This window comes from Anaerocaecibacter muris (assembly GCF_943192945.1).
In the GTDB taxonomy this organism is placed as follows: domain Bacteria; phylum Bacillota; class Clostridia; order Christensenellales; family Pumilibacteraceae; genus Anaerocaecibacter; species Anaerocaecibacter muris.
Map to the genome: position 1 here is coordinate 233611 of NZ_CALPCE010000004.1, position 12347 is coordinate 245957.

Annotated in this window: 14 protein-coding genes and 1 riboswitch; of the genes, 11 read left to right on the top strand and 3 right to left on the bottom strand. The window is 51.6% G+C overall.

The features are described from left to right. Positions 1-176: 176 nt before the first annotated feature. The 8 genes from rpsM to NFR57_RS05525 all read left to right on the top strand — a co-directional run bounded on the left by rpsM (position 177) and on the right by NFR57_RS05525 (position 6244). Entirely contained in the window at positions 177-554 is a 378-nt protein-coding gene (gene rpsM, locus NFR57_RS05490) for a 30S ribosomal protein S13 (protein WP_251182831.1), read from the top strand. 3 nt (positions 555-557) lie between these two features. Beyond that, positions 558-947, top strand: a complete 390-nt coding sequence (gene rpsK, locus NFR57_RS05495; RefSeq protein ID WP_251182832.1) for a 30S ribosomal protein S11 — start codon at positions 558-560, stop codon at positions 945-947. Between the two features lie 14 nt (positions 948-961). Continuing rightward, the gene (rpsD, locus tag NFR57_RS05500) at positions 962-1582 is read left to right on the top strand and encodes a 30S ribosomal protein S4 (protein WP_251182833.1); all 621 of its coding nucleotides are present in this window, start codon (positions 962-964) and stop codon (positions 1580-1582) included. Positions 1583-1598: 16 nt separating this feature from the next. Continuing rightward, complete coding sequence (locus NFR57_RS05505; RefSeq protein ID WP_251182834.1) at positions 1599-2552, top strand: DNA-directed RNA polymerase subunit alpha; 954 nt, start codon at positions 1599-1601, stop codon at positions 2550-2552. 119 nt (positions 2553-2671) lie between these two features. Continuing rightward, positions 2672-3181 carry a 50S ribosomal protein L17 gene (gene rplQ / locus NFR57_RS05510; protein WP_251182835.1) on the top strand — a complete coding sequence of 170 codons (510 nt, stop codon included), beginning with the start codon at positions 2672-2674 and terminating at the stop codon, positions 3179-3181. 209 nt (positions 3182-3390) lie between these two features. Beyond that, on the top strand, positions 3391-4170 hold the full coding sequence (locus NFR57_RS05515; protein ID WP_251182836.1) for an AraC family transcriptional regulator: 780 nt from the start codon (positions 3391-3393) through the stop codon (positions 4168-4170). Positions 4171-4319: 149 nt separating this feature from the next. Further along, entirely contained in the window at positions 4320-5162 is an 843-nt protein-coding gene (locus NFR57_RS05520; protein WP_251182837.1) for a sugar phosphate isomerase/epimerase family protein, read from the top strand. A gap of 11 nt (positions 5163-5173) precedes the next feature. Then, on the top strand, positions 5174-6244 hold the full coding sequence (locus NFR57_RS05525) for a Gfo/Idh/MocA family protein (RefSeq protein ID WP_251182838.1): 1071 nt from the start codon (positions 5174-5176) through the stop codon (positions 6242-6244). A gap of 157 nt (positions 6245-6401) precedes the next feature. Here the strand turns inward: NFR57_RS05525 and NFR57_RS05530 are convergent, their stop codons facing one another. The 3 genes from NFR57_RS05530 to NFR57_RS05540 form a co-directional block, all read right to left on the bottom strand. Continuing rightward, positions 6402-7199 (bottom strand): ECF transporter S component, encoded by a 798-nt coding sequence (locus NFR57_RS05530; RefSeq protein ID WP_251182839.1) that lies wholly within the window; start codon positions 7197-7199, stop codon positions 6402-6404. A gap of 88 nt (positions 7200-7287) precedes the next feature. Beyond that, positions 7288-7477: riboswitch (FMN riboswitch) on the bottom strand. Between the two features lie 157 nt (positions 7478-7634). Then, the gene (locus tag NFR57_RS05535; RefSeq protein WP_251182840.1) at positions 7635-8708 is read right to left on the bottom strand and encodes a DUF2207 domain-containing protein; all 1074 of its coding nucleotides are present in this window, start codon (positions 8706-8708) and stop codon (positions 7635-7637) included. Further along, the gene (locus NFR57_RS05540; protein WP_251182841.1) at positions 8708-9775 is read right to left on the bottom strand and encodes a DUF2207 domain-containing protein; all 1068 of its coding nucleotides are present in this window, start codon (positions 9773-9775) and stop codon (positions 8708-8710) included. Before NFR57_RS05540 ends, NFR57_RS05535 begins: the two co-directional genes overlap by 1 nt. A 109-nt stretch (positions 9776-9884) precedes the next feature. Here NFR57_RS05540 and NFR57_RS05545 point away from each other — a divergent pair, with 109 nt between their 5' ends. From NFR57_RS05545 to NFR57_RS05555, 3 genes are read left to right on the top strand one after another with little or no spacing between them, the layout of a single operon-like run. Further along, positions 9885-10901: an aminotransferase class I/II-fold pyridoxal phosphate-dependent enzyme gene (locus tag NFR57_RS05545; RefSeq protein WP_251182842.1), complete on the top strand. Its 1017-nt coding sequence runs from the start codon at positions 9885-9887 to the stop codon at positions 10899-10901. Positions 10902-10956: 55 nt separating this feature from the next. Then, positions 10957-11661 carry an anaerobic ribonucleoside-triphosphate reductase activating protein gene (locus NFR57_RS05550; RefSeq protein WP_251182843.1) on the top strand — a complete coding sequence of 235 codons (705 nt, stop codon included), beginning with the start codon at positions 10957-10959 and terminating at the stop codon, positions 11659-11661. 36 nt (positions 11662-11697) lie between these two features. Continuing rightward, positions 11698-12216: a hypothetical protein gene (locus NFR57_RS05555; protein WP_251182844.1), complete on the top strand. Its 519-nt coding sequence runs from the start codon at positions 11698-11700 to the stop codon at positions 12214-12216. Positions 12217-12347: the final 131 nt, after the last annotated feature.

Below are 12347 nucleotides of genomic sequence, written 5' to 3' on the forward strand. Positions count from 1 at the left end.
TCCTTGCAATCTATTGCGGCTCAACACTCTTCGTCGGCTTGTATGCGTATTCATCGTCGGATTTCACTATAAACGACAAAAATAACCGCGTTCCCGATTGCGCGACATTCCACACGCAGACGGGCGGCGCGAACAAATAAACAACCAATTTACAAAACCATTAAGGAGTCAAAAAAGTGGCAAGAATTGCAGGTATCGATTTGCCCAAGGAAAAACGTATCGAAATCGGCTTGACCTATATCTTCGGTATCGGACGTCCCACGGCGAATAAAATTCTGGAAGCGACGGGCATCGACCCGAACGTTCGCGTAAAAGACCTGACCGGCGAGCAGGAAAACGCGCTCCGTACTTATATCGACAAAAATATCAAGACGGAAGGCGACCTCCACCGCGAAGTCGAACTCAACATCAAACGTCTTAAAGACATAGGCTGCTACCGCGGCGTCAGGCATCGTAAAAACCTGCCCGTTCGCGGACAGAACACCAAGCAGAACGCGCGCACCCGCAAGGGTCCGAAGCGCACCGTTTCGCGCAGTAAGAAGAAGGAGCGTTAAGCCATGGCAGTCAAGAAAACTTCGAGCAAAAAGAAGATTACCAAAAATATCGATAAAGGCTGCGTCCATATCCACGCGTCGTTCAACAACACGATCGTCACGTTTACGGACGAGCAGGGCAACGCTATTGCGGCATGCTCGGCGGGCGCGCTTAAATTCCGCGGTTCGCGTAAATCCACGCCTTACGCCGCGCAGATGGCGGCGGAAGAAGCCGCGCGCAAGGCTATGGAGCATGGCTTGCGTTCGGTCAAAGTGTTTGTAAAAGGACCGGGATCGGGCAGAGAATCGGCTATCCGCGCCATGGAAGTAGTGGGCTTGCAGGTAACCGAAATCAACGACGTGTCGCCTATACCGCATAACGGATGCAGACCGCCCAAACGTAGACGCGTGTAAGGAGAGAATTTAATATGGCAAGAAATATTTGTGCAGATTGCAGACAGTGCCGCCGCGAAGGACAAAAGTTGTTCCTCAAAGGCGAGCGTTGCGTATCCAAAAAGTGCGCAATGGAGCGTCGTCCGGTTCCCCCCGGCGCGCATGCGGTTACCCGTCGTAAAAACAGCGAGTACAATATGCAGCTCCGCGAAAAACAAAAGGTCAAACGCGCTTACGGCGTGCTTGAAAAACAGTTCAGAGCTTACTACGAAAAGGCGGAAGCGCAAAAGGGCGTTACCGGCGAGAACATGCTCGCGATGCTCGAAAAGCGGTTGGATAACGTCGTGTTCCGTATGGGCATAGGCGCGTCGCGCAAAATGTCGCGGCAGATAGTCAACCACGGGCATATTTTGGTAAACGGCAAGCGCGTCGATATTCCGTCCTATCAAGTCAAGCTCGGCGACGAAATTTCCATAAGAGAAACCAGCCGCGACAACGCTATGTTCAAAGAGCTTCGCGGCGCGAAGATAGTCATGCCCAAGTGGGTCACGTTCGACACCGAAAACTTTATCGGCAAGATAGTGGACAATCCCAAGCGCGACGACATAGACCTCAATATCAACGAGCAGCTCATCGTCGAGTTGTATTCCAAGTAATAAGGAGTAATCAGCCATGATGGAAATCGAAATGCCGAGAATCACAATGGAGGAAACCGACAGTTACCGCACAGGCAAGTTTGTCGTGGAGCCGCTCGATCGCGGTTACGGACACACGCTCGGTAACGCGCTTCGGAGAGTGCTTTTGTCCAACCTTCCCGGCGCCGCGGTCATAGGCATTATGATAGAAGGCGTCGATCACGAGTTCTCGACCGTCAAGGGCGTTAAAGAGGATGTTACCGAAATTATCCTCAATCTTAAATCGCTCAATCTTAAAGCGAACTATACCGACAAAGCGCTCGTCAAGGAATTGCATATCCAAAAGAGCAACGCCGGTATCGTCACGGCTGCGGACATCGACGTCGATCCCGAAATCGACGTGCTCAATCCGGACTTGTATATCTGCACGCTCGACGAGGGCGCCAAGCTCGATATGACGCTGTACGTCGGCAAGGGCAGAGGCTATGTCGTTGCGGACGAGCTTAAAGACCCGTCCCGCCCGATCGGATATATCCCGATCGATGCGATATTCACGCCCGTCAAGTTTGCGTCGTATTCGGTGGAGCCGACGCGCGTCGGGCAGTCCATGGACTTCGACAAGCTCACGCTCAACGTCAAGACCGACGGATCGCTATCCGCGAAGGACGTGTTGAGCCTTGCGGCAAAAGCGCTCGAAGACCACGTAAAACTGTTCGTTGCGCTGTCCGACACGATTTCCGGCATGGACATACTCGTATCGAGATCGGAAGACCGTCAGGCAAAAGTACTCGAAATGAATATCGAGGAAATGGACTTGTCCGTGCGCAGCTATAACTGCTTGAAACGCGCGGGCATACACACCGTTGCCGACCTCACGCGCAAGACCGAAGAGGACATGCTCAAAGTCAGAAACCTCGGCAGAAAATCGCTTGACGAAGTTATAGCCAAACTGCGCGGGTTCGGACTCGACCTCAAAGCGGCGGAAGACTAAAATGCACCCGACGCGCCGTTGCGGACTGAACTCCGGTTCGGACTCGACCGAACCGAAACGCGAGCCGCGACAGCCGTCGCAAACGACACTCGGTAAAAGATAGGAGAACATAATCAATTATGGAACAGAGAAAACTTTCCCTCCCCACGGATCAGCGCGCAGCGCTCCTGCGCAATCAGGTGACGGCATTGTTGTGGAACGAAAAAATCACGACGACGCACGCGCGCGCGAAAGAGGTGTCGCGGCTTGCGGATAAAATTATCCAGCTCGCAGTCGATACCGTTCTCGACGTCAAAAAAGAAGTTAAGACGTCCGTGGACAAAAAGGGCAAAAAGATAGAGGTCGAAACCATACTCGACGGCGAAAAACGCCTTGCCGCGCGCCGTAAAATTATGGCTATGGTGTACGACCCGCCCGAAACGCGCAAAGCCGACGAAACGGCTGTCGCGTTCCGCGAACGCACCAAGGATATTCGCCACCCGTTGATCGAAAAAATATTCAACGTGTACGCTATCCGTTATTCCCAGCGCAACCGCGACAACAACAGCAGCGGCGGCTATACCCGCGTGTTGAAGCTCGGCGCGCGCAGAGGCGACGGCGCGGAAGAAGCGCTTATCGAATTGGTGTAATTCGTTAAATACAATAAAACAACAAGACCCGCTTTACGATAGCGGGTTTTTGTGTTGCGGGAAAACAAAGTCAAAACAACGATTGATAACGGTCAATGCTGTGAGATTGTCGCGCGATAATTATAATGTCGCGTTGCGCTGATAATAATTTGCGACTACGTGTGGCCGTAAGTATTGACAAAACGCACTCGTTACTGTATATTAAAGTTATGGAAAATCAAACGCCCGTATACGAGCTTGCCGCGGACAAAGCCAAACATTTATACTTTTCTTACGACGAGCACAACGTCACGTTTCCGCACTATCACGACAGTATGGAAATTGTGATATGCGTAAAAGGCGAATTTCATGCGCGAATAAGCGGCGAGGAAAAGACAATCCGTGCGGGCGAGATAGCCGTGTCCGACAGTTATGACGTTCACAGCTATAAAAGCGGCGAAAATTCCGCGGTTTATGTCATTGTCATTTCTCGGCAGTTTCTTGCCGAGTTTCGCAACTCGCACGGAAAAATGACGTTCCCGAAGTTTATTCAGCCGATGCACGGCGCGGACGAGATAATCGAGTTTGTAAGCATGGCGCACAAAAACAACGTGTGGCGCAACCCCTCTATAACGTTGGGCTTTGCTACATACCTTATCGGACTGATAGAAAACAACTGTGCGTGTACAAGACCGCGTGAAAAACACAATAGCCGGTGCGTACAGATATTATCGTATATCGACGAGCATTTTTCGGAAAGCATAAGTCTCGCGTCCATATCCGCGCATTTCGGATACGCGCCCAATTATTTTTCGGCGTTGTTCGGCAAGTATGTGGGCATGAGCTTGCACGACTATATAAACAGCGTGCGCATAAGCAAGTCGCAGACGATAAATAACGGCGCGCTCAAAATTACCGAGGTCGCGGCGCAATGCGGGTTCGAGAGTTTAAACACGTATTACAGAGCTTTAAAGAAATTCGGCAGTATAGTGAAATCAAGCGGGGATTGAGTCGAGTGCAAACAATTCGCGCGCGACGGTCAATATATTAAGTTATGACATATTGTTATGGAAAAACGGGTAGACGCAGGCTATCCGTTTTTGTTATCATGCGTATATCAAGTACGCCGCAGGACATTGCGGCGTAATCGGAGGTAAAAATGAAAATAGGAGCAATAGCGGACAGTTTCCGCAAACCGCTTTGCGAGGCTATCAAGCAAATATCGGCGTTAAAGTTGAGCGGCGTGCAAATGTACGCGGACAATGCTAACTTGAACATAGGCATGACGGCGACGCAGATTAAAGAAATAGGCAAGATGATCGACGGCGAGGGTATAAAAGTTTCGGCGTTGTGCGGCGACATCGGTTGCGATATGTATTACACCAAAGATCGCGCGGCGATAGACAAAGAAAAGCGCATTATGGAGATAGCCCAAGAACTGGGCACTAATATCGTCACCACGCATATAGGCGTTGTGCCGAACGACCGTAATTGCCGTCAGTATGAAAGCATGCACGAGGTGTGCCGAGAACTCGCCGAGTTCGCCGATTCGGTGAACGGACATTTTGCGGTAGAAACGGGACCGGAAAAAGCGGATCTGCTCAAAGAGTTTTTGGACGGGCTTAACAGTACGGGCGTTTCGGTCAATCTCGACCCCGCCAACCTTGTGATGTGCGCGGGCGACGACCCCGTAAAAGCGGTGCACACTCTTAAAGATTATATTGTGCATACGCACGCAAAAGACGGAATACAGCTTAAACAGGTGGATACTCGCACGCTGTATTGCGCGCGTTATTACGACTTGCCGCAGGGCGACTGGAAAAGCAGTATTGCGGAAAAGCCGCTCGGTAAGGGCAATGTTGACTGGGATAATTATTTAAAAGCGTTAAAGGATATAGGATACACCGGTTATCTTGTTATCGAACGCGAGTGCGGCGACACCCCCGCAAAGGATATATCGGCGGCGGCAGACTTTTTAAGAGAACAACTATCCAAACTATAAAGAGGCATAATATGAAAAAACTTAAAGTTGCGATTATAGGCGTCGGCGGAATATCCGGCGTGCACATTGACGGCTATCTGTCCGACCCGCGTTGCGAACTGTACGCATTTTGCGACATCAACGAGAAAACGTTAAAAGCAAAAGGCGAAAAATACGGCATAACAAGACTTTATACCGATTACAATCAAATGTTTAAAGCCTGTCCCGAAATAGACGTTGTCAGCGTTTGCACTTGGAACAACGCGCACGTTCCCGCGGGGCTTGCGGCTGTGGAAAACGGTTGCCACGTGTTTTGCGAAAAGCCCATGGCTATGTCGGCGGAGGAAGCCGAAAAATTAAAACTCGCCGCGGAAAAGAAAAACGTAAAGCTCGCGTTGGGCTTTGTCCGGCGGTTCGGCAAGGACGCTGTGCTCGCAAGGGAGTTGGTCGAAAACGGCATGCTGGGCGATATATACTATGCAAAGGCGGAGTATTTGCGGCGCAACGGCAATCCGCGCGGCTGGTTTTCGGATAAAAAACTGTCGGGCGGCGGACCTATGATAGACCTCGGCGTTCACGTTATCGATTTGGTAAGGTACATAGCGGGCAATCCTCTGCCCGTTGCGGTGTACGGCGCGACGTTTGTCAAATTGGGCGACAGACATCAGCTTCACGATAAGCCCAATTACTTGCTTTCGGATGAAGCGGACGAGCGCGGTAGCGGCGTTTGCGACGTCGAGGACTTGGCAACGGCGACAATTCGTTTCGATAACGGAATGATTTTAAACGTGGAAACGAGTTACAGCCTCAATATCGGCGAGGAGAGCCGCCGCGTTCAAGTCTTGGGCGATAAGGGCGGAATTACGATTAACCCCGACCTTGTTTATCACGGCGAAGTTTTAAACCGTCTTGCCGACATAACGTTCGCAACCCCGACGCGCTTTGCGGGCACGGAATATTCCGACGAAATACACGCCTTTATATCGGCGGTAGAAGGCAAAGCGCAAATCAAAGCGACCGCCGCCGACGGCGTATGGTTGATGAAAATCCTCGACGCGATATACGAATCCGCGAGAACTCAAAGCGAAGTCAAAATAAAATAAGCATTAAATACAAACACGGCAATAATAACACTATAATCTAACGTTAGCGCGATTGCGCAAAAAAAGTCAAGCGATAAATATTGCTTGACTTTTACGTTCTGAAAGTGACGAGATTAGCGCAGTGGATTGCTACCGGGGGTTTGCCTAAAATAGACTGTTAAAACACGAAGTAGCGCAAAAGTGCGAACAGCGTTAAAAGCAGTATTACGGCAACGCCGACGGAAATCGCGACGATATTCACTTTGGTTGCGGTTTTTTCGTCGCCGTTCTGCTTGCCGTAAATTTTGTGATTGACGCCGTTTATAAGGCGGGAAATGCGTTTGTAAATGGGCAACGTTACGAGTATTGCGACAAGACAGCGCAATAGATTGAACGGCAGGACGGACGCCCAAAGATAAAAATTATAAAACGTTTCTTGCGTGCAGCTCGGGAACAGCGGGGTCATCATGCCGATAAGCGGCGCCCAGTTCCCGCCGAAAAAGAATTCGATGTAGAACGGCACGAGCACGAGCCAGTTAAACAGTATCGCGACCGTTACTTCCGTCACCGTGCCGATAGCCATGGCGACGAGCGCGCCTTTGAACGAGCGGTGTTTGCTGTATATAAGCCCTGCGGTCACGGCGAATGCGCACGACGTTACGAGGTCGGACAGCTCGCCGACAAACATTGTCGAAGTGCCTTTTACGACCAGCTTTAACAGTATTTCCACTACCGTTATTATCGCGCCCGCGGCGGGTCCGAGCGTGAACGAGCCGATTAGAATGGGAATATCCGACAGCTTGAATTCGAGAAAGCTCGGAAACGCGAACGGCATGGAAAAGTTGAGTATGTACAGTACGCCCGCGAGCGTTGCGAACATCGCTATAAACGCGACGCGCGTCGAGCTGAAATAGTTGCCGCCCGCGTGCGACTGCGATTGCGCGGGAGCGGCGGCGGTGGGTTGATTGTTGTCCATGGAAAAAACTCCTTTAAATTTATTTTTAAAGTCGTTCTCCGAAAACAAAACGCCCCGAACAATCGGGGCGAAAATTACGATAAACGTAGAATTTCTTTTAACATCCGGACTATACCGTCGGTACGGGAATTTCACCCGTTCGGGGTTTACCGCAAGCGCGCAATCGTTCCTAAATTCGGATAACGTTTGCCGTGACGCGCCGTATTCCGCGCCGCTTGTGTCAACCTTCGCAGACTTTTACTGCCGGTGGGGAATCGCACCCCGCCCCAAAGAAAGACTTTAAATACTTATTCAGTATATAACCGTCCGCGCCGCATGTCAAGCGATTGCGCAAAAAAATCGCAATTAAATATCGAATAAAATTTACGCGCAATCTGTTTATTTTGCGGACTTATGCGGCGGCTATTGCCGCGGCAAAAAATTATGCCGAGCGGCTTAAAACATAAGCGTGTCGCGCAGGTCGCCGAGGTACCAGCTCGGACCGTCGAGCGCGATTCTGTCGAACTTGGTTTTCAGCTTGTCGGTAATTTTAAGGATATAGCAGTACGGCAAAACGTCGTAATAGTAATTGGGGTTTTCCTCGACAAGCGTGTTTATTCTGTCCGCTTCCGCGTCGATAAGAAAAGTTTTAAACGCGTCGATACGCCCGTAGAGTTCGATGTGCTTGTCGTCGCGTATATCAATTCTGTCGGCAAGCAAGATTATAGTCACAGCCGAACAAATGACTACAACGGCGAGCGTCACGGCGTAATGCCATGGAATAAGCGCGAGTACGACGCACAGCGGCGCGCCGCCCCACACGGCGAAAAACGGAACTTTGATTGCGGTAATCATGCCGGATTCGTTGGGTATGAAGCGGAACGCAATCATTCCGATAATAGGGAACAGCATGACGCCAAAAATTCCGCCGCCGTTCGACGCAACGCCGATAGTCAACGTCGATATGACGGCGGACAGAAAAGCGAGTAAAAACGCCGCTATCGACAGTTTTTTGGACGTTTTCGACTTGACGGTCAGCGCGTTGGTCTTGCACGAATTGATAAACTCTTTATTGCGATCGAGATATACACTTCGCGCCGCGAGCGTATAAAAAACGTCGCCCTCCGAAAAGATCGCGTCGAACAGAGTTTTTTCCGCTTCAAAGTCGATGTCTTTGAGCTTGCCTATTTCGTCGATTTTAAGTTCGAAATATCGGCTGTCCCTGTCGGCATTTTGTTTTATGTCGCGCAGTTTGGTAAGTTTAAGCCCGCGCTTGCAGTCTTCTTCTATGGTGATGAATCCGCAGTCCGCCCAGTACAGCATTAACGGGTTTAACAGAGCGTGCGTGTTCGCGCGGAATCCGTAATATTCTATTAGCACGTCAATGGGCGAAAAGCCGCGCGGCGGGTAGTATTCTATCGGTTTTAAGGCGCGGCGCAGTTTTATTTTGCCCGCGATAATCGCGCCGATCGGAAAGACGATCGTCGCAAAGGCGAGCAGTGCGCAAATTACGTAAGCGGCAATATTCATTACAGCAACACCCCCTTTTTGCCCGTTTCGTTGACGTACCAATCGGGCAAGGGCTGTTCGCCGAACTTGTGCGCGACAAGCCGTTTAATGCGGAACGCGTACAGTAAAGGCAACGCCGCGTAATAATCGAGCGAGCGCAGTTCGGCGGCGGGCGCAAACAGTAAAAATCTGCGATAGTTGACAAGGTCGGAATAGTCGGATAGGTTGTTCTTTTCGCGGTAGTCCACAAACCGAACCAAGAACAGCGGACCGACGTACAAAAGCGCGATTGCGGTAACAGACAAGCCGAGCGGGTCGTGCGTCCACGAAATTCCCGCGCACATGGCGACGGTCGAGCCCGCAAGCCACCCGCCGCACCAGATTGTTTTAAAAACGATAGGCATTTCTTTAACGAACATCAGCACCGCAAGACCGATACATGCAAACCCCACGCCCACAATGCCTATAAAGTTTTCGGGCGCGGCAATCACTTTGTAAACCTGCGCCAACAGCGCGGCAAAAATACACAGCGCAATCGTCACGATTTTCAGCGTGTAATGCTTGGCGGAATACACGCCCTCGTCCTCGCGCACGGCGTAGTCGCGCATGAGGCTCGCGTCGTCTTTTGTAAAAATGGCGCGGTTTAGATTAACGGGTTTGCCGTTGCGCGTGCGTTTTATTAAAAGTTGAAACAGGGCGTTTTCGCGCACGTAAGTTCCGCGGTCGAAAAACAGCGCGTCGTCGCTGTCGTGTTTGGGCATGTCTTTGAGTTTGATTATGCGCACGGTGTTGCGGCTCAACTGCTTTACTTTGATATACCCGCGTTCGCCCCAGTACGCAATTAGCGCGCGGGTAAGGCGTTGCGGATAGGTTTTGCCTATAAATATGCGCTTGACGTCGAGCGGCGAAAACCCGTCGGGCATGCTTGTAACCTTTTCGCGCTTGACGTTGCGCTTTGCGCGCAGACCGAATATCAAAACGAACGCGAAAATTACGGCGATAATACCGTACACCGCCGCGACAAACGCATAGTACAGCGCGGGGGAGAAAGTCGATTGACCGCATAAAAACGACAGAGCGAAACTCAAAACGCGATAACTCCTTTGCGGACATTTTATCATAACTCGGCATAAAGTTGCAACCGTTCCGCCGCGTTGCGCGCGTATTTTATAAAGAAATACACGACATACTATAAATATGTTATTCATAGACAGAAACGGAGAGGCGGCGGGCGCGGTGCTGGGCGCGCTTTCGCGCGCCGATTACGCGACGCGGTTGGAGGACGAACTGTCAGCCGTTTACGGAAAAAGCGTTGCGGCGACGGCGTCCGCGGACGCGGCGTTACATACTGCGTTAAAGCTGTGCGGCGTGGACAGCGGCGACTACGTGTTTGTTCCGACGTTCACGTTTTATTCTTACATCGCGACGGTCGTGTATGCGGGCGCGGTGCCCGTGTTTTTGGACTGCGACCCCAATACGCGTTGCGTGTCCGCGGCGGCGTTGGAAACGGCGCTCGTTTGGTCGGAACTTCAAGGCAAGCCGCCCCGCGCCGTCGTTGTAGATAACGCGTTCGGATCAATCGCGGACTTCGACGTGATCGCGCCGCTGTGCAAGGCGTGGAGCGCGCCGCTTATAGAGCTGTGTTGCGACGCGGTCGGCGGCGAGTACAAGGGCAGACCGTGCGGCGGCAACGGCGACTACGGCGTTATATGTTGCGACAAGCGCCTTACGGGCGGCGGCGGCGCGATAGTTTGCGGCGAGGATCGCCCCGCGGCGTGGGAGTTTTCGCGCGTCAAGTACACTTCGCACGAAAACCACGACTACCGTATAAACAACTTCGACGCGGCGTTGTGGTTGCAACAACGTTCGGTGTCCGATAAACTGACGGCGCGCGCGCGCAAAAACCTCGACGCGCTTGCGGCAAACCTCGACTGCGTCGCCCCGCCGACCGAGGGCGACGCGGCGACTTACGCGCTGACCAAGGCGGCGGGCAAGATAGCGGAATTGCGCGCGGCGGGATATTCGATCAAAAAACCTCCGCTTGTCCACGCCCTGCCGCAGTATGCCGACTGTCACTATTTCGAGCACGAACCGCACTATTCGGCGTGTCGCGCGTTCGACGATTACTGTCTTATAAGCGCCGACATGCCCGCGCTTTCGCGGATGAAGCTGATCCGCATGCTCAAAACGGCGTGCGCGGCGCAACATAATTGACAAACCCGATATAATTTAGTATAATCAATCCACAAACATATAAAGGCGAAATACTGTGGATAAATACATAAAGATAAGCGGCATACAAAAACTTACGCTGTTGGACTTCCCCGAACACACGGCGTGCACGCTGTTCGTGCCCAACTGCAATTTTCGCTGTCCGTTCTGCCACAACAGCGAACTGTTGCTCGACAACGTCGAGTTTTACGACGAGGCGGAAATTTTTGCGTTTTTAAAAAAGCGCGCGGGCGTGCTGGAAGGCGTGTGCATTACAGGCGGCGAACCGACTATTTATACCGACCTCGATAGGTTTATCGCGGACGTCAAGCGGCTCGGCTATCTTGTCAAGCTGGACACAAACGGGTTTTTGCCCGACAGACTAAACGCGCTTATCGCCGACGGGCTTTTGGACTATATCGCCATGGATATAAAAAACTCGCCCGAACGTTATGCCGAAACGGTCGGACTGCCTTACGACAGGTTTGACGTTACGCCGATAGAAAGATCGATAGACATAATTATGAAGTCGGGCGTGTCTTACGAATTCCGCACGACCGTCGTAACGGAGCTGTTTGACGAAACGAGCATAGCGGGCGCGGCAAAAATGATAGCGGGCGCGGACAAATACTTTTTGCAAAGTTTCGTCATGCGCGACACCGTGCCGTCAAAACGGCTCACGCCGCCGCAACGCGTTGTTATGTCGCGTTACCTCGATATAGTCCGTCGGTACGTTCCGACAGCGAGTATTCGCGGCGAATAGTCGGCGGTGGGCGTAACGTCGCAAAAGGAGGGCACTATGAAAATTCGGTTAAAAATATCGGCGATAATATCGGCGTTGATTGTTTTTTGCTCCGCGTTTTTAACGGCTTGCGCCGCGCCTCAACCTGCATATACCGCTGTGCCGAAAGACGTTATTTCGTCCGTGCCCGAAGATATAGACGGCAATAACGACGTATTGTGCGACGAACCCGTTGACGAAACGAACGATAAACCGTTAGACCCGACTGTAAACGACGGGGCCTTGCCCGACGCGTCTGTCGGTTTTCCCGATAACTCAAACGACAATGCGGGGCGTCCGCCCGAAAACGGCTTGCCGCAAGACGGCGCGACACAACCCACGCAAAACAATTCTGTCGCAACTCAAACGGTGACTGTTACATATTTAGCTGCCGAGGGCGGGAATATAATCGGGGAAAAAATACAGCAAGTACCTGTCGGCGGCTATACCGAAAAGGTCAAAGCGGTGGCGCGCGCGTTTAAAAACTGCCCTAATTTGAAATTGATTTTAGACCCGAATGTAGTAATTTACAATTAACCGCGCGCGGGGATATTTAGTAATAATGCTGTACCGTTCTGCGGCGGTTCGCCCGGATTCCTCGACAGGCTCGGAATGATGGGGGTATAAGCATTTCTTTCCTATATATTATACCATGGCGCATGTGCCGT